We start from the raw sequence: 18,182 nt of genomic DNA, 5'->3' as shown, positions 1-18,182 counted from the left end.
GATAAAAATGCTAACCTGGCGAGTTTTGCTCTTGGAGCTTCCGTTAGGACATGCACTTAAATACGCCGTGACTGTAAGTGCGCCGTGGGTTGGGCAACCCACGGTGTATACTAGGCGGGGGTCTGGGCATGAACATTCATCGTGGGGGCGATGCCCCTCAGCAGGTCATTGAGTCAACACAGCCAATCGCAGTTATCGGAATTGGTTGCCGGTTTCCTGGAGGAATCCAGGACGCGGACTCGTACTGGAACTTTCTCCTGGAGAAGAACTGCGGCATCGTCGATATCCCGGCGGATCGATGGAATGTCGATGCATTCTATGATCCGGAGCCCGATGCCCGGGGAAAGATGCGGACGCGCTGGGGTGGGTTTCTTGCCAGCGACGTTTTCGGCTTCGACCCGAGTTTCTTCGACATGTCGCCCCGCGAGGTGACAACGATGGACCCGCAGCAGCGCCTGGCGTTGCAAGTGGCCTTCGAGGCCGTCCAGGATTCCGAGCGCACATTGGCCGACCTGCGCCGCGGGCGCACCGGCGTGTTCATCGGAATCTCGACCAACGATTTCGCGCAGAACCTGCGCCGCGGACGTGTCGGTGGTGGGGATATTTTTGCCGGCACCGGTTCGGCGTTCTCGATCGCGGCCAACCGAATATCCCACCGTTTCGATCTGAAAGGGCCGAGTATCGCCGTCGACACGGCATGCTCGTCGGCGCTCGTTGCCATCGACCAAGCGGTGCGCCACCTGAGCACCGGCACCTGTGAGACGGCGCTCGCCGGCGGCGTCAACTGCATGCTCGATCCAGGCCCGTTTATCGCATTCTCCAGCGCCAACATGCTTTCGCCGACCGGCGGAATCTACACCTTCGACGAAAGGGCGGACGGGTTCGTGCGCGGCGAAGGCTGCGGTTTCGTTTTGCTGAAGCCTCTTGACCGGGCAATTGCCGACGGCGACCGGATCTATGGCGTGATCCGTCATTCGATGGTCAATCAGGACGGGTATACGCCCACCCTGACCTCGCCGAGCGGGGAAGCACAGCAAGAGATGCTGGAGGCGCTGGTGGAAGGCGCCGCCATCGATCCGGCCGATGTCGACTATGTCGAGGCCCATGGGACAGGCACGCCGGTCGGCGATCCAATCGAGGCGGCTGCCATCGGCCGCGTGTTCGGTGTGAATTCACGGTCAAAGCCGGCCTATGTCGGATCGTTCAAGCCCAATCTCGGCCACCTCGAATCAGCGTCCGGTATTGCGGGTTTCATCAAGACGGTGCTGACGGCGGGAAAGGGCATCGTGCTGCCGAACCGGAATTTCGAGCGCCCGAATCCGAGCATTCCGTTCGACGCGCTCAACATCGCTGTAGCAACCACGCCGACGCCGATCGACCATCACGGCCGGCCGGTCCTGGCCGTCGTCAACTCCTTCGGCTTTGGCGGCACCAATGCCTCCATCGCAGTGGAAGGATGGCGGGGGTTGTCCGCGAACGCCAACCGTGCGCCAAGGCCGGTGATAGCCGGCCATCCGATAGCCGTCCCGATCTCGGCCGGCAGCACGGCGGGACTGGAACTGTGGGCCGGCCGTCTAGCCGATGCGCTGGAGCAGGGAGGCTCCCTTGCGGAGACGCCGGTCGAAGACATCACCGCCCATTTGAGCAGCGCGCGCGATAACTTCGCCCAACGGGCTGCGCTCATCGTCGAGCCGGAGCGTGCCGCGCTCCAGACCCAACTGCGCGCATTGGCTAAGGGAGCCATCGAGCAAAGCGCGGAAGGGCCAACCATCATCACCGGGAGGGCATCCAACCGTCGGCTCGCCATCGCCTTCTCGGGCCAGGGCGGCCAGTGGTGGGCCATGGCGCGCCGCCTGTTGAAGGAAGACCGTGCGTTTCGCCGAACCGCCGAGATGTTCGACGAAGTGCTGCGTCCGATGGTCGGCTGGTCGACCGTCGAGGAGATGCTGCGGGACGAGACGAAGACCCGCATCAACGATGCCGACGTTACCCAGGCATCCATCTTCACCACGCAGATATCCCTCTACGAGCGCTGGACAAAGGCCGGCGTGCGGCCTGAGCTTCTGATCGGCCACAGCTTCGGCGAGGTCGCGGCCACCTACGTTTCAGGTATCATCGATATCGAGACGGCGGCTCGCATCATTGCCAAACGCGGCCTCATCCCGCTGAAGAGCGAGCGGCGCGGTGCAATGGCCACGATAGGGCTGACGGTCCATCAACTCGAACCTTTGCTGCCCGGTGACGAAAGCGTTGTCATTGCCGCCTACAACGGCCCGATCGCGCAAACGATTTCCGGCATGGAGGACGCGGTGCTTGGCGTGCTGGCCAAGGTCGCGGAAGCCTATCCCGATGCGACGGCCCGCCGGATGACCATGGATTTCGGATGGCACAGCGCGCATCTGGAAGACTGCAAGGAATGGTTCCTCGGCGAACTGGGTCCGGTCGCCTGGAAAGAAGGCCGTCTGCCGATCATCTCGACGGTCACCGGCATATTCGAGACGAAGTTCGACGCCGACTACTGGTGGGCCAATTTGCGCCAACCCGTCAGCTTTACCAAGGCCTTGGATTTCACCCTCGATTTCGGCATCAATACTTTCCTGGAAATAGGTCCGCACCGCACGCTGACGCCGCTCATCCGAGGCATCTCGCAGGAGCGCGGGGTAGACGCCGCCGCGGTGAACTCGCTCGATCGCAAAACTGACGATTTCTGGACGCTGGCGCGGGCCGAGGGCAGCCTTCATGTTGCCGGCGTCGAATTCGACCGGCCGAAATCGTTGAGTGGCCACGTGGCCGTTCCCAAGTTACCCTGGAACAACCAGCGCCTGCTGAATACATCCGAGGAAACCAAGAACTTCCTGTTCGAGGCACCCCGGCACGCACTGCTTGGATGGCGCGACTTCACTGCGGCGCCGTCCTGGACGAACGAAATCACGCTCAGAGGCTTCAAATTCCTGGCTGACCATCGGGTCAGCGGCGATTGCCTCTTCCCGGCCGTCGGTTACATCGAAATCATGGGGGCCGCACTGCGCGACCATTTCGGCTCTGAGTCCGTGGAACTGCGTGATTTCAAGCTGTACGAAGCGCTTTCCATCGCGGAGGACGACGTCGTACTGTTTACGACGACGTTCGATCCGGTCGGTAGCAGGCTGCGCATCGCCACGTTCCATCGAGGTTCGGAGGATGGCTGGAGGACGCGTGCCGAAGCTTATGGCTTCAGCCACAAATATGAACTTGCACCAGCTCCTGCCGACCTGCTGCTGGATCGCCCGAACCTAGTCGAAAAGACGGAATTCTACCGTCTCGCCGAACGGCACGGGCTTGAATACGGTCCCTATTTCCAGTCGGTGAACGCACTCGACATTGTCGGCGACCGCCTGGTTGCCAAGCTGTCAAGCAAGGATCCCAACTTGGCGAAGCAGTATTTCGCCTTCCCCGGATTGCTGGACGCGGTGCTCCAGGCCGGCATCGGCCTGGCTTCACATCGAGACGGCGTGTGGGTTCCAGGTGAATCGCTGCCGCCGGCTAATGAAGACAAGGCCCAGTATCAGTTGCGCCTGCCGACCGGCGCCCGCAAGATCCTGCTGGGCGCTCCTTTGACGCCCGAGGTGATCGTCGACATCCAGCCGGGTCTCGACCCGTACTCGATGCGGTTCAGCGTGTTCTCGCCGGAAGGGCAGCCGCTCATCGTTCTCGACAACCTTCAGACCAAGGCGCTGGGCAAGGTCAGGAGCAGCAGGGCCAAGCAAGGTGCCGGCTCGGGCTCCAGTGTTTTCGAGGAGCATTTCGAGAAGCAGGAAGCCAAACCGGCAGCGCCCTCATTGCGTTGCGCCCACTGGTTGGTGGTGGGTGATGGAACGCAGCGCCTCGAAGCGACATTGGCTGAGCTGGTTAGCCGCGGAGCGACGGTCGAGGTCGCAAACCCCGCGCCGTTCCTGAACCTCGATGCGGATGAAGCGCTCGCCACGATCCGGGCATTCATGACCAAATCGGGTGGGACAGGTGGCATCCTGTTCAGCGCCGCCACCCCCGAAAAACTCGACGACAAAGCAGGCGGGGACGAGCTTCTCGCCAGGATCACGCCTATCGTGCACCAATTGATCACGCTTGGAAAAGTCATCGACCGGCTGCACAGTTCGTCCGAACAGCGGCCCGAACTGGTTGTCGTCACGTCCGGCAGCCGGCTTGTGCAAGGTGACCAGCCGATGAGCCTTTCAGGCCTGAGTGAGAGCGCCTTAATCGGCATTGCTCGCACAATGGCAAACGAGTTCAAAGGTTTGGGCATCCGCCTTATCGATGCGGATCCCACATCGCTGCAGTCGGGGGTGAGCATTTCGGGCGCCGTGCTGGAGGAAACCGCAGAGACGGAATTCATCCTGCGTGGCGCCGAACGCTATGTCCCGCGGCTGGAGCAACTGGCTTTGCACGAAGTGGCGCCGTTGCGGCGGACGCTGGAGACCGCGCGGGATTCTTCCAACTTCGCCGTCACCATGACGGGGCCTGGCACCATCGACAACATCGTACTACGCGAAATCGCCGATCCCGAATTGGCGCCAGACGAGGTCATGGTCGAGGTCGCCGCGGTCGGATTGAACTTCCGCGACATCATGGCGGCCACCAGCATCTTGCCGGACGAGTTGGAGAATGACGAGGCATACTGGCGCAATCTCGGGCTGGAGTTCGCCGGCACCGTCCGCAGGGTCGGCGAACGGGTGACCAATCTCAAGCCCGGCGATCGCATCATGGGTATGGGCAAGGGCTACCTCAGACGCTTCGCCAAGCTCCGGGCGGATCTCGCCATGCGCGTACCCGATGGTATTGATCTGATCCAGGCCGCGACCCTCCCGACAGCCTTCCTTACCGCTCACTACGCTCTCAAACATATCGGCCGATTGGCACAGGACGAAACCGCGCTGATCCATCTGGCTTCGGGTGGTGTCGGGCTCGCCGCCATCCAGGTCGCGCATGATGTGGGGGCTCGAGTCTTCGGCACTGCAGGCAGCGACACAAAACGCGCCTTCCTGAAGACATGGGGCGTGGATGAGGTCATGAACTCGCGCGCTCTCGATTTCGCCGACGAGGTGCGTTCCCTTACGCGTGGCCGCGGCGTCGACGTGGTGCTGAACGCGCTGTCTGGCAACGGCATCGACAAGAGTCTGGAGTGCCTGGCGCCCTTCGGCAGGATGGTCGAAATCGGCAAGCGCGATCTCGCCGACGACAAGCCGATCGGGCTTCGCTCGCTTTATCGCAACAACGCCTATTCGGTCATCGATCTCTCGACGCTCCCCGTCGAGAAGGAGAGCCTCTTCAGGCAATTGCTGGTGGAGGTGGAGGCTAAGGTTGCCGCCGGCGTCTATAAGCCGCTGGAGGCGACCCGCTTCCCGGCATCGCGCGCGGCAGAAGCCATGCGCATGCTTTCGCGAGCGCTGCACATCGGTAAGGTGATCGTCACTTTCGACGAACCTTCCGTGGACATCGAACTTGACCTCGGCGCACAGTTCGCCGTCTCCGCTCAGGCTTCCTACCTCGTCACTGGTGGGCTCAAGGGATTTGGCGTTGCGATCGCCGAGTGGCTCAGTCAGAAAGGCGCGGGAACCATCATCCTTGCCAATCGAAGCGGTGTTCCAGATGCCGAAGCGGCTGTGGCCATCGAGATCATGGAGCAACGTGGCACGCGCATCGTTCGCGCCGCTCTGGACGTGACCGATGCTACTGCCGTCGGCAGGCTGATCGGCGAATATGCTGGGGGTGACGCTCCTCTGCGCGGCATCGTGCACGGCGCCGCGGTGATAGAGGACGCTTTCGTCTCGCAGCTCGATGCAGGCAAGATCGACCGCGTGCTGAGGCCGAAGATAGCCGGCGGGTGGAACTTGCATGTCGCCGTTGTCGAACACGATATTCCGCTGGATTTCTTCGTGAATTTCTCGTCGATCGCGCAGGTTATCGGTTCGTCTGGGCAGGCCAACTACACAGCGGCCAACTCTGTTTTGGACGCAATCGCCACGTACCGCAGGGGTCGCAACCTGGCCGGCTCGTCCACCGCCTGGGGCATGATCGCCGGCAGTGGATTCGTTGCCAGGTCGGAAGCAATGACCAACTATCTCGATAGCGTAGGCATCAAGCCGGTTCAGGATTCTGAAGCGGCGGCGGCCCTGTCCTATCTTGTGCGCGCCAGATCGGAGAATCTCGGCTTTGCCAATATCGACTGGGCTGCGATCGCTCGCACGAACCCCGGCGCAGCGACGAATCCGAGGATTTCGCCGCTGCTTGGAGACAGAACCGGAGGGCGGTCTCGCATTCAGGCCGAGCTTGCAGCCGCGCCGCGCGAGGCGTGGGACGACCTGCTCGCCGACATGATCCGGCGCGAAGTGGCGAAAGTCCTCAAGGTCGAGGCAAGCGCCTTGGCGGATGACCGCAAGCTCAGTGAGCTCGGTCTCGACTCCCTCTCATCGTTCGAACTGAAAAATCGCGTCGAGGCTCAGGTCGAAGTCGACATCCCTGTCGCCAAGTTCCTGCAAGCGCCGACGATCGCGGGACTGTCGCGCCTCGTTGCTTCCGCTTTTGAGGCGAAACTGAAGGCGTCCGCCTTGCAGGTCCTGGCCGCACAAGCGAGTTCCGATGGCGTTGCAGCGCAGGAAGCCTTCCGGCCTCTTGGCCGCCAGGTCAATGCGATGATGCTGGACGGACTGCCGATGTCGTCGGCGGTCGCAAAGGCGGACAATCAGATCCTGGTCGAGACGAGTATTGAGCCTGGCGTGTCGCTGGCCGCGCTTGCGACAAGATTGGCGCGACTGGTCGAGCGACACGACGCGCTCCGGATGACCGGTGCGATATCGGCGTCCGGCGCCGTGGAGATAGGCTTCGAGGCTCAACCGATTGTTGAAGTGCTTTCGCCGGGCGGTCGTTTGGGCGATGTGGCGCTGCCTGGTCCGCTATGGCGGATCGGCGCGTGGCAGCGGCAGGATGGCGGTCACGAGCTACAAATCCGGGCTCATCGCGCGGCTGCGGACACGTTGTCGGTTCATCTTTTGCTTGCGCAGCTTGTGCAAGGCGAAGCAGAAGCGGTCGAAGCAGGGCCTAGTTTTACCGACTACGCGCGCGCAGCTCATCCGATGCCCGGATCGAGCGAGTATCGTCGCGACCTCGCCTATTGGAAGGAGATACTTCACCACGCGCCTGCGATCGCACCGATCCCCGGCCGCAGTCGTGCCGCGTCTCCCGTCGGTATGGGAACCAACAGGGGCCGTGTCGGGTTGCTGGAGATCACGCTTCCAGCAGCAGCATTCGCGTCGGGATCGGAGTTGCCGGCCGCGCGCTTTCTGGCCGCCTATGCCAAGGCCTTGGCAAGCCGCCTCTCGCTCCGATCAATCGTCGTCGACCGCTGGTATAGCGAGCGCGGGCAGGGAGCACCAAGCGGATTGATAGGCCCCTTGGATGGGTCCTATCCGATTGTCCTGCGAGCCATGAATGAACTCGGTTACGATCTGCTGAGGAAGGTCGAGCGTGCCGACGCAAACGGCCACGCGCATCGGTCAATGGATACGTCGTCTCTGGAACTGGCGCTCGAAGAAGATCTGCGCATTCGCCATGTTTCGCTGCGCCAATTCGGCTTCGCTTTTCTCGACCGTAGCCAAGTTACGGCGCTCGCCGCCTTGGACCATCCTCTCGATGCGATCCCCGCATCCGCGCACGAGATACAATTGTCCGCAGCGACCAGCGAAGCCGGCGTTGTCTGCCGGCTGACCGTGGATCTCGACGTTGTCGAAGAAGCAGCAGCGCGGTTGCTACTCGATCAGTTTCTCGACGAGCTTTCCTGCGAGCTCGAAACGTCAGGCCGCCTGGTGCCCATCGCAATGGGCTGGAGTCTGCGCGAGTGGTCCGGTCAGCCGAGTGGAGGCCAGGATGTCGAGCGCTCACCGCTCGACGGCGTGCCCAACGTCGAAAGAGAGATAGCAGTAACTAGCACGCAATTGGGATTACTGCGTTTCCAGGAACATCCAGACGCGACTTCGCATGCGCGTGCCGCATTCATTGTAAGCAAGGAGTTCAAGATCCGGCCGCAAATGGACGCCGATCGTCTCAGACGGGCGATCGAAACGGTCATGGCGCGACACGAGGTGATGCGTACCCGGTTCTTCCGCAAGGGGGCTAGATACGGCGCGTATCTGGAAAGGACGCCGACCGATTTCTTCAGGGTCGAGCAAGTCGCCGACGAATCCGAAGCGTTGGAGCGCGCAACCGAACTCGCGCAGGAAGGCATAGATATCCAGGCGCCGATGTTCCGTGTCACCGTCATCCGGTTCGGCTCCGAGAGCGACCTTATCGTCGCCAAGGCACATCATCTCGTTGTTGACGGCTATTCCCTCGGCCTCATCGTCGAGGAAACAGTCAAGGCTTATCTCGGCCTGCCTCTTGATCCGGTGGAAATGAGTATCGACCGATTCATCCGGGATTTCGACCATGTCGGAAAGCCTGGTTCGTTCGAACGGCGCGACGCATTCCTGCGCAAGGTATTCGCCGAGCCCTTGCCGCAAATTCCCAATCTCGGGCGCAAGGCGAAAGGCCGCCGGACGAATGTCAACCTGATCGATTGCAGCCTTAGCGAGGACGTGACGCTCTCGATAGCCAGCGACCAGCAGGATGCGCTGCGCAAGCGTGCCAGGGCAGCCGGCACGACGGAAACGGCCATGATCATCGCGGCCTTTGCGCAGACCATCGGGTCGCGCGGCGGCGTGGACGATATGGTGATGCAGGTTCCAGCAGCGTTGCGCCACGACCGGCGGCTGGAGAACTATGTCAATTTCGTCGCCTCGGACGTCCCTGTGCGTGCGCGGCTGTCTCGGTTCGAGACAATCGAAGCGTTAGCCGGTTCGCTCGGAGAAGGGATCGAAGAGGCTATCCAGTTCGCGCCCTTCATGGATTCGAACTACTTCGGAGACGTGCATGACGAAGTCGTGGCCAAGGGCTCCTATACCTCCCTCTTCGTCGCCGGCACCCAAACAGTCGACAGATGGACACGCGCCACGCAGTCGGCCCCCCTTCAAAGGGCCCATGCCGGTGGCGAACTTGATCTCGGCATGTTCAAAGTGACGCCCCTGCCTGACATGCGACGAGAAAAACCACGTACCAGCGAGATGGATCTGCGTACCTTTCCGACCGCGAACGGTCTTGGTCTGACCTTGATATTCGACCAATTGGGCTATGACCGTGCAGAAGCAGAAGATATCCTGAGGGAAGTCATCGAACGACTGTTGGCTGGGCAACCGGCGGTCGATGCAGCCGAGCAGGCGGCGATATAGTGATGCGTCGATTCAGGGGTCAGCGGGGCCGGTGGAAGCCGGTGCAGGTAAAAGGCACGTGATTCGCTTCATCTTAATCTTGTTTGCCGTTCTGGCGGCAGTCGGGCTCTTTTCTGGTTGGTATATCTGGCCTGCTCAGGTGGAGTCCTATGTCGCCCAGCGAAGGCTGATCGCGCGTGAAATCGCCGGACCCGGCCTCCTTGGTGCAACCAACCAGGTCGTCGTGACGGCAAGGATCCAGGCATTCCTGGCCGACGTTCGCGTCGACCGGAATGACGAGGTAAAGACCGGCGATATCCTCGCCACGCTAAACGCGACTGAAATCGAGTATCAGCTTGCCGCAGCGGTCGCCAACGACCGGGCCGCGGCGGAGAGCGTGCGCGAGGCCGAATTGGAGCGTGACCGGCTGGTTATCGCCGCCCGTACTGCAAAGGCAGATCTGGATCGCAGGAAGAGCCTGCTCGCCAGCAAATCGATTTCTCAGGCCGAGTTCGACCTCTTCGAAGGCACCCAGAAGCAAGCCGAGGCCGCATTGGCGCGAGCGACCGCTAGCATCGAGCGCGCAAAGGCCCAGGCCGCGGCCGCCTCCGCCGAGGTCGAGCAGATACGGAGCCGTTTCGGCGAAACCTCGATACGCTCGCCTGTCAATGGGGTGGTGGTTTCCCGCAGCCGCACGGTGGGAGACCTGCTTTCTCCGGGCGTCGAACTGATGCAGATCGTCGACCCGACGTCATTGCTGGTCATGGCGCGCTTCGACGAATCCGCGATGGGGTCGCTTCGGCCGGGGCAAGTAGCCAAAGTCACCTTCTCATCGGATCCGCAACGGCCCTACGCTGCTTCCATTGCGCGGATCGGCCGGCAGGTCGATCAAGAGACGCGCGAGTTCACGGTCGATCTTAAATTGCGCGAGGTGCCGGCGAACTGGGCTGTGGGTCAGCGTGCAAGCGTCACCATCCAAGCGGAATCGCCGTCACCGGGCATCGCGGTGCCACAGCGATTCCTGGCGAGAAACCAGGGACGGGTGGGTCTTTGGATTGCACATGACGGGCGGGCCTATTGGGCTCCTGTTTCGCTGGGCTACTCCAGCGGCACCGATATCGAGATCACGCGCGGCCTAAAGGTCGGTGATGTCGTGCTCAGTCCGACAGGCCGCTTCCAGTACCAAGCGGTTAACCTCCAGGCATTGAGCAGGTGAATCTCGCGGTCAAAGATATCAGGCATAACCTGCTGAGGTTCATCCTGACCGTTTTCGGCGTCGGCCTGCTGATGGCGGCGACGATCGGCATGCTGGGCATGTATCGCGGCATCGTCTACGAAGCCTTGATCGTGATCGACGGCATTGGTGCCGACCTCTGGGTCGTCGAAGGGGGAAAGTCCGGACCGTTCGCCGAATCCTCCGCCGTACCGGCCAATCTCGATCGCCGCGTGGCCGGTGTGGCCGGTGTGGCGGCAACGCGCCGGTTCATCCAATACAACCAGCAGTTCGAAATTGACGGGCTTCCGCTGCGAATGTCCGTCACTGGTGTGGACTATCCAAGCGACAGTGGCAGCTGGATACCGTTGATCGCCGGCCGGTACTTCCAATCAAATCGCTACGAGGCCATAGCCGACAAGACTTTAGGCCTGGTTGTGGGTGACGAGATCCGGCTTGGACGAGATAGCTATACGATTGTCGGCGTGTCGTCCGGGCAGGTCGACATGGGTGGCGACGGATTGTTGTTCGTCACCATCCCGGACGCGCAGGTCATCAACCGACTGCTGCCCAGCGAGGCGATCCTCCTCAACCGTGCGGCCAAGGGCAAGACGCGCATGGGTCTCGGCGACGAGACCGGAAGTGTCGCTGCGGTCATCGTCGAAACTCTCCCGGGCGCTGACAAGGAGGTCGTGCGTGACTCGATCAAACGCTGGGGCGACGTCGAGGTCCTCACGCAGCAGGACCAGGAAACGCTTCTACTGGACGGCCGCCTCGGCAAGCTCCGCGTCCAGATCCTGGCTTTCACGACGATGACGCTGCTGATCTGCTGCGCCGTCATAGCACTGACCATCTATACGATGACAATCGAGAAGGTCGCGCAGATAGCACTTCTGAAGCTGATCGGCGCCCGTGACCGGGTGATCATCGGCATGATTGCGCAGCAGGCGGGGCTGATCGGCTTTTGCAGCCTCGTTCTGGCCATAGCCATCTCGTTTACGATCTATCCGAGATTTCCGAGAACTGTGCTGATGACCGAATCCGATCTTGGCGTGTTGTCGTTCGTGCTGATGGCACTCAGCCTTGCGGCCAGCTGGTTTGCGATTCGTCGCGCGCTCGCGGTCCGTGCCCAGGAAGTGTTGGCCTGATGTCGAAGCGCCGCCTCGCCACGCTGGAGGTTCGGAATGCCAGCAAGGTCTACGAGAGCGGCGGCTCGCCGGTCACCGCGTTGGCGGCAGGTTCGCTGACCTTGAGCCCCGGCAGTGTTACCGGTATCGTCGGGCCCAGCGGCTCCGGCAAGACGACGCTGCTGATGATTGCCGGTCTGCTGGAGACACCGACAACGGGAGAGGTCCTGTTCGACGGCAAGGTGATTTCGCGTCCCGGTGCGAAGCTCAACGAGCTACGGGCCTTCAGGCGGACCCATCTTGGGTTTGTGTTCCAGAAAGCGAACCTGATCCCCTTTCTCACGGCCGCCGAAAACATTGCCATCGCCATGCAGGTCAATGATGTCGGTCGCCAGCAGGCGCAGGCGCGAGCCAGCCGGCTTCTCGCCGCGTTGGGCATCGAACATCGCGGCTCCAATTATCCTTCCCAACTTTCCGGCGGCGAACAGCAGCGTGTTTCAATCGCCAGGGCCTTGGCAAACGATCCCACCGTTATTCTAGCCGACGAACCTACCGCCGCACTGGATGGTACACGGGCGGAGATGGTGATGAAGGTGTTCAGGCATCTGGCGGACAGCCGCAATGTCGCGATCTGCGTTGTGACCCACGATACGCGCTGGAAAACTTATTTCGATTCGATGCTCGAGCTCGAGGATGGGCGGGCACGAGAGCCGTCTCCCTTTGGCATGATGGCTGAACGGCATTGATCACCGCTCGACGCGGCCATGGCGGTGTTCCCGCTGAGAAGATGTTATGGCGATCCAACACGCGCCGCCTTCAATGTCATGGGCTGCACCGGCCGAAAGGACTGTCAAAGACTTACGAGTTGCTGGCCGAAGCGGCGGTGCTGAGGTTCACTACGCGACACGCACCGTGCGCTGCCTCGGCTTGATCGCTGTGGCGAGCAGCAGGCCGGCGATGATGAGGGCGGCGCCGGCGAGATCGTAGTCGTGCAAGCTTTCGCCGAGGAACAGATAAGCGAGAACAGCGACGAAGGCGGTCTGCAGATAGAGCAGCATGCTGGCGCGCCCGGCGCCAAGCGTCTCGACGCTACGGTTGTAGAGATAGTACATCAGGGCGCCGCCCGGGCCAGCAACATAGGCGAGGGCCAGCAGGCCGTTCGCATGCAGCGCCGAACGATCCCCGAAAAACAGTTCCCAGAGATAAAGGGGCAGTGCGGCCAGCGCGCCGGCTCCCAGCAGCAGGACCACCATCGGCAGAAGCTCGATAGCGAATTTGGCGCGACGCAGCAGCACGGTGTAGAGGCCCCAGCAAAAGGCGCTGCCGACGATCCACAACTCGCCGGGATTGAATTGCAGCTGCATCAGCGCGGCAAGGTCGCCGCGCGCCACGATCACCACCATCCCGGCCAGAGCGACCAGCGCTCCAAGCGCTTTCCAGACACCGAGGGGCTCGCCGAGCACGAAGCGGGCAAGCACCATTGTCATGATCGGCGACAGCGCCATGATGATGCCGGCGGTTGTCGCGTTGGTGTAGTTGAGGCCCGTGTAGATCATGCCCTGACACAAGGTCAGCCCGATGGCGCCGATGACCAGCACCTCGATCACCCGGGAATGGATCAGCACGAGCATCGCCCCGTGATGACGATGGACGATAGGGAGCAGGATCGCGCAGGCAACCGTCAGCCGCCAGAAGCAGAGCGCCCAGGGCGGCATCTCGGGGGCAACCCACTTGGCGGCGATATAGACGCCGGCCGACAGGAGCCAGCAGAGCGTCGCGAGGGAATAGGCGAGCGGAAGTGATGCGCCGGGTGTCGCCTTCGCTACACTTGGATGTGCTATCGGCAGCGATTGGATATCCGTCTCCTCCCACCGCAGACTTTAGCAGATTTGCAGCGCCTTGCTAAGCAGCGACAACAGCTGTTTCACCAGCCAGTGCAATCGGTGGGTCATTGTGGGTCCCGCCGTTCACGGTCTCGTTCCTTTCCAACGCATGTTGGCCCATGAGCAACTCGATACCGAAAAGCGCAAGCCGTATCGATTTCGCGCGATACGAATGTGAGATTCATATCGCGCGACAGATATTCGGGCGGTTGCCACAATCTCCTCGCGCCATATTTCTACCGAGAGCAGATCTGTCGCGAATTCCTGGCCCTCGGATCACGCGCCGCTGTTTCGAAGCAATTGGAAGAATAAGCCACTGATTTCCGTTTACACAAAGAGCACGACGCAAATCCATGCGAAGGGACTTCCGATGCATGCCGGCTTCCGAGGAAGCGTACTCGTAGCGGTGTTGGGAGCCGTCATGGCGAGCTGCGCTGGCATTCCGGCGCAAAAAGCCGAGGCAATAATCGGCTATGGCCCCAACCCCACTTTACCGAAACCAAGACCGACGCTGATCCCGACTGTTAACATCGCCGAGGCGAAAGGCTGGCAGAAAGGAGGTATGCCGACCCCGGCGAAGGGGCTGGCAGTGAACGCCTTCGCTACCGGCCTCGACCATCCGCGCTGGCTGCATGTGCTTCCGAACGGCGACGTGCTGGTTGCTGAAACCAATGCCCCTGCCAAGCATGACGAAGGCTTCAGTCTTAGAAAGGTCTTCATGGACCTGGCTATGAAGCGGGCCGGCGCCGCAACCAAAAGCGCCAACCGCATCACGCTCCTGCGCGACACTGATGGCGACGGCATTGCGGATGTGCGAACGACGTTCGCGGAAGGCCTCAATTCGCCGTTCGGCATGACGCTGTCCAAAGGCAAGCTCTTTGTCGCGAATACCGACGCGCTTGTCGCTTTCCCCTATTCCAACGGCCAGACCCGAGTCAGCACGTCGCCGGAAAAGATCATCGACTTGCCGGCCGGGGACCTCAACCATCATTGGACCAAGGACGTGATCGCAAGTCCGGATGGACGCAAGCTCTATGTCACCGTTGGTTCCAACAGCAACGTTGGAGAAAACGGCATAGCCGCGGAGAAGAACCGCGCCGCTGTCCTTGAAGTGGATCGGTCGAGCCGTCGTACTCGGGTCTTCGCCTCGGGCCTGCGCAACCCGAACGGGCTCTCCTGGAATCCTGAAACTGGCGAGCTTTGGGTCGCCGTGAACGAGCGTGACGAGATCGGCGACGACCTTGTGCCGGATTACATGACCTCGGTTCGTGACGGCGCCTTCTATGGTTGGCCCTACAGCTACTACGGACAGAACGTCGACGAACGCGCCAAGCCGCAGCGCCCCGATCTCGTGGCGACGGCGGTCAAGCCCGACTACGCCCTGGGCTCTCATACCGCCTCGCTGGGACTGACCTTCTCCAAAGGCGCCCGGCTCGGTCCGGCCTACGGCAACGGCGCCTTCGTCGGCCAGCACGGCTCGTGGAATAGAAGCGTGCATAGCGGCTATAAGGTGATCTTCGTGCCGTTCCGTGGTGGCAAACCGAGCGGCCCTCCGAAAGATGTGCTCACTGGCTTCATCGGGCGTAATGGCGAGGCGATGGGCCGTCCGGTCGGCGTAGCTATCGATCAGACTGGCGCACTGCTCGTCGCCGACGACGTCGGTAATGTCATCTGGCGGGTCCGCCGGGCGAATGGCCGTTGAGCGCAGGTGCCTTTCTGATTCCGACCTCAGCCTTCGGCTACAGCGCCACGCCCGATATGACTTCATTCGGCTGCGACTCGATGCAAATGCCAGTTGACGACACCGCGCCTGCCGCATGTCGGCCGCTACGGCGAGGTCTATTTTGCGCATGGCTATTCGGGCCAGGGGTGATCCTGTCGACGCTGCCGTTCCTCGGCGGCACGGCGCTGAGCGGCCCGCTCCACGTGCTCGGCATGCTTTGGTACGCACTGCGCGACCGCATCAAACATTGAGCGCAGGCAGTGGCAACTTCTGTCCCGCAGGATCAAGCCTGCGTAGACGTGCCTGCTTTTCCGCAGCTAATAGATAGATATGATTGCAGGATTAACCATTTCATAGCCCAGGCGCGGCTCCGATTTGTCTTTCGAAATCCCGCTGGAGACAGTTCCGGTTGAACTGCGATCCAGCTTTGTTTCCCTGGTTTTCTTGATCGTGCTGCGCGACAGGTCGGCGCAGGCCGACGCTGTGTTGACCACCCTCTTTTTCTCGTGCGCAACGGCGGCGGTGGATACGGCAATCACCATTGCCGCACAAATAATCACCAATCTCATTGATTTCCCCCTTAGAGCACCGAAAACGTGTGGTCGACTGCCTTGAGACGCCGGCGAAGAGGTTACTCGCGCCTGGCCGATCCATGCGGCTTCCGACTGCCCAAGAATGTGACTACATTAGCTGAAGCGCAAGTAACCATTTCGGACTAGGCAGCGGGTTCACCCTTCGACGGAAAGCGGCTGAGCTGCCGGCGAAAAGGCAGGCGTTTTAGCCGTTTCCGCCGCCGGGCGCCTTCTGAGAGCGACGCAGTCGATCGCGACGGAATGCGGCTATGCAGGAGGCTGGCAGAATAGACCGACAGCTCTGCTTCGAGCGCAACGCTCGCCGGCCAGAGGCTCGGAATCACCAAAGTCGACGACGGGATTTGGCTCGTCTCCGTCATGGACATACGTGCTCAAGGCTCACTCGGCGCAGCTTCGTTGCGGCACCGGCGGGCGCGTACAGCGGAGTGCTGGAATGGCAGCTATTCACCTCCCGCCAGTCCGCTTCCGGCGGACTGCAGCAACGCGGCATTTTCCACTTTGAGGCGAAGTAATTCTCAACTATGCTTGAGCTAGGCTTTTGGCATGGGGGATATTGCCGATGGTTTCGTCACGCAGGGGTGTCGTGCTCGGCGGCCTGGCGCTGGTCGCGGTGGGTGCAACCAGCAATATTGCTCAAGCCGCGGCGGCAAAATCCTTTTTCGCGGGTACCGCCAGCGACAACAATTTTGTCTATCGCAAGACCAACTTCGCCAAGATCGACAAGAGATGGCATCGCCAGATCGTCAAGTATTTCAGCAGCGAGCCGGTCGGCACCGTCGTGGTCGATACCCGCCACCATTTCCTCTACGTCATCATGGAAAACAAGACCGCCATCCGCTACGGCGTCGGCGTCGGCAAGGACGGCTTCAAATGGTACGGCCGCGCGACGATCGACCGCCGCGCGCTGTGGCCGGATTGGGTCCCGCCCCCCGAAATGCGTAAGCGCAGGCCGGAACTACCGCCCATGATCGCAGGCGGCGCGTCCAACAATCCGCTCGGGCCGCGCGCGCTCTATCTGCACCGCGACGGCGCTGACACCGGCTACCGCCTGCATGGCACGCTGGAGCCATGGAGCATCGGCACCGACGCTTCCAGCGGCTGCATCCGCATGTTCCCGGAAGACATCATCGACCTCTACCAGCGCTGCCCGATCGGCACCGCGGTGCAGGTCCTGCCGCATATCGCCGACCAGGCGCCCGCTTCCACCACTGTCGAATGATTGGCGCCTCATGAACCGCATGATTGAAAACACGCGCCGGCTGCTCGCTGCCGGCCTGCTGATGCTGGTCGCATCCTGCTCGACCAGCAACACGCTCGCCCCTTCCACGCCTGACATCACCAACACCGAGGTTGCCGGCTTCCAGAACGTGCAGCCGGGCAGCGAGGAGGATTTTATCCTCAATGTCGGCCGCCGCACCTATTTCACGCAAGGTTCGGCCGCGCTCGATTCTGTCGCCAAGGCCACCCTCGACACCCAGATCGCCTGGTTAGCAAAGCATCCGCGCTGGCTGCTCAAGCTGCAGGGGTTCGCCGACGATCCCGGCGCAAGTGAAATGGCGCTGTCGCAGCAGCGCGCCGATGCGGTGATGGACTACCTCGCCGCCGGCGGTATAGACCGCAATCGCATGTGGGCCAAGGGCTACGGCAAGGACAGGCTCGTCCGCGACTGCCCCGACACCGCCTGCAGGTCGCAGAACCGCCGCGTTGTGTCTAATTTGCGCGATGAGAGGGACGAGTCGTAGAGGTTGCTGTTTTTCTTGTGACCCGAAGCAGAGTCTCACATACGACGGCGGCATGGCTGCTTTGCGCCTAGGGCAGTCATACAGAAACTCAATGCCGACACTTTGAAGCGGACGTTGAAGGGAGCGCCCTGTGTGCGGCGATAACGCTGTTCCGGATCGCTGGGATACGCCCGCAGCCTCGGTGGCAAGCATAACGAAAGGAACCAAGCTGCCAGGGCCAGTTTCGAAGCCGGTTCCTGAAAAGGTCAATCCATGTCGCGCGCGTGTCGCGTGGATTTGCCGAGTGTCGCAGGAAATCCTTGCAAATCACCGGTAGCTGCTTGCAACATGGCGCGAAACACAATCGGCCAGCTTTAAGGGCTAGCCGATTGTCAAGTTTACTTGAGAAATTCTTGGTAGTGGGAGACCGCTACATCGCGACACCCACTATTGAGGCGGCGCTTTTTTGCTATCGTTGGCAAGCGGCCTGACAGCAAATCGAGATCGAGCAACCACGAACTCGACGATGATGGATGGGACGAACTGCGCCGAAAAAGCTGACAAATTCGGATACTTAACGTAAAACCTTGGGTCATGCGGTACCGAATGCAGTACCGTTCGGGCGATCAACCAACGATTGGCGAAAT

The 18,182-nt window shown here is 61.4% G+C and carries 9 protein-coding genes and 1 pseudogene; 8 read left to right on the top strand and 2 right to left on the bottom strand.

From position 1 onward, the window contains the following. The first annotated feature begins 128 nt into the window (after positions 1–128). From NKH50_RS07305 to NKH50_RS07290, 4 genes are read left to right on the top strand one after another with little or no spacing between them, the layout of a single operon-like run. Positions 129–9,296, top strand: a complete 9,168-nt coding sequence (locus NKH50_RS07305; RefSeq protein WP_352820700.1) for an SDR family NAD(P)-dependent oxidoreductase — start codon at positions 129–131, stop codon at positions 9,294–9,296. Positions 9,297–9,354: 58 nt separating this feature from the next. Further along, a complete protein-coding gene (locus NKH50_RS07300; RefSeq protein ID WP_352478377.1) occupies positions 9,355–10,491 on the top strand; it encodes an efflux RND transporter periplasmic adaptor subunit in 1,137 nt (378 codons plus the stop codon). Next, positions 10,488–11,636, top strand: coding sequence for an ABC transporter permease (locus NKH50_RS07295; RefSeq protein WP_352506257.1), 1,149 nt, complete (start codon positions 10,488–10,490; stop codon positions 11,634–11,636). The genes NKH50_RS07300 and NKH50_RS07295 overlap by 4 nt, the downstream gene beginning before the upstream one ends. Further along, entirely contained in the window at positions 11,636–12,361 is a 726-nt protein-coding gene (locus NKH50_RS07290) for an ABC transporter ATP-binding protein (RefSeq protein WP_352478380.1), read from the top strand. Before NKH50_RS07295 ends, NKH50_RS07290 begins: the two co-directional genes overlap by 1 nt. A 150-nt stretch (positions 12,362–12,511) precedes the next feature. Here NKH50_RS07290 and NKH50_RS07285 read toward each other — a convergent pair whose 3' ends face one another. Next, positions 12,512–13,471 carry a DMT family transporter gene (locus NKH50_RS07285; protein ID WP_352878094.1) on the bottom strand — a complete coding sequence of 320 codons (960 nt, stop codon included), beginning with the start codon at positions 13,469–13,471 and terminating at the stop codon, positions 12,512–12,514. A 397-nt stretch (positions 13,472–13,868) separates the two neighbouring features. On the opposite strand from NKH50_RS07285, the gene NKH50_RS07280 reads away from it, so the two are divergent. Together NKH50_RS07280 and NKH50_RS07275 are read left to right on the top strand one after the other, a co-directional pair. Further along, complete coding sequence (locus NKH50_RS07280; protein WP_352736945.1) at positions 13,869–15,200, top strand: PQQ-dependent sugar dehydrogenase; 1,332 nt, start codon at positions 13,869–13,871, stop codon at positions 15,198–15,200. A gap of 93 nt (positions 15,201–15,293) precedes the next feature. Next, a pseudogene (locus NKH50_RS07275) lies at positions 15,294–15,472 on the top strand (FAD-dependent oxidoreductase); the annotation flags it as partial. Between the two features lie 66 nt (positions 15,473–15,538). Here NKH50_RS07275 and NKH50_RS07270 read toward each other — a convergent pair. Beyond that, the gene (locus tag NKH50_RS07270; RefSeq protein WP_352647464.1) at positions 15,539–15,790 is read right to left on the bottom strand and encodes a hypothetical protein; all 252 of its coding nucleotides are present in this window, start codon (positions 15,788–15,790) and stop codon (positions 15,539–15,541) included. 583 nt (positions 15,791–16,373) lie between these two features. Between NKH50_RS07270 and NKH50_RS07265 the strand changes: the two genes are divergently transcribed. Both NKH50_RS07265 and NKH50_RS07260 read left to right on the top strand, forming a co-directional pair. After that, entirely contained in the window at positions 16,374–17,033 is a 660-nt protein-coding gene (locus tag NKH50_RS07265) for a L,D-transpeptidase (protein WP_352736943.1), read from the top strand. A 10-nt stretch (positions 17,034–17,043) separates the two neighbouring features. Continuing rightward, on the top strand, positions 17,044–17,556 hold the full coding sequence (locus NKH50_RS07260) for an OmpA family protein (RefSeq protein WP_352647462.1): 513 nt from the start codon (positions 17,044–17,046) through the stop codon (positions 17,554–17,556). Positions 17,557–18,182: the final 626 nt, after the last annotated feature.

The sequence above is a fragment of the Mesorhizobium sp. M1027 genome (genome assembly GCF_040318745.1).
Lineage (GTDB): Bacteria > Pseudomonadota > Alphaproteobacteria > Rhizobiales > Rhizobiaceae > Mesorhizobium.
This window is presented reverse-complemented; position numbering and strand designations above follow the sequence as displayed.

Bases quoted from the DNA above. Each gene is read 5' to 3' on its own strand.
- NKH50_RS07290 (WP_352478380.1), top strand. From the start codon at position 11,636: ATGTCGAAGCGCCGCCTCGCCACGCTGGAGGTTCGGAATGCCAGCAAG.
- NKH50_RS07270 (WP_352647464.1), bottom strand. From the start codon at position 15,790: ATGAGATTGGTGATTATTTGTGCGGCAATGGTGATTGCCGTATCCACC.
- NKH50_RS07305 (WP_352820700.1), top strand. From the start codon at position 129: ATGAACATTCATCGTGGGGGCGATGCCCCTCAGCAGGTCATTGAGTCA.
- NKH50_RS07260 (WP_352647462.1), top strand. From the start codon at position 17,044: ATGAACCGCATGATTGAAAACACGCGCCGGCTGCTCGCTGCCGGCCTG.
- NKH50_RS07280 (WP_352736945.1), top strand. From the start codon at position 13,869: ATGCATGCCGGCTTCCGAGGAAGCGTACTCGTAGCGGTGTTGGGAGCC.
- NKH50_RS07265 (WP_352736943.1), top strand. From the start codon at position 16,374: ATGGTTTCGTCACGCAGGGGTGTCGTGCTCGGCGGCCTGGCGCTGGTC.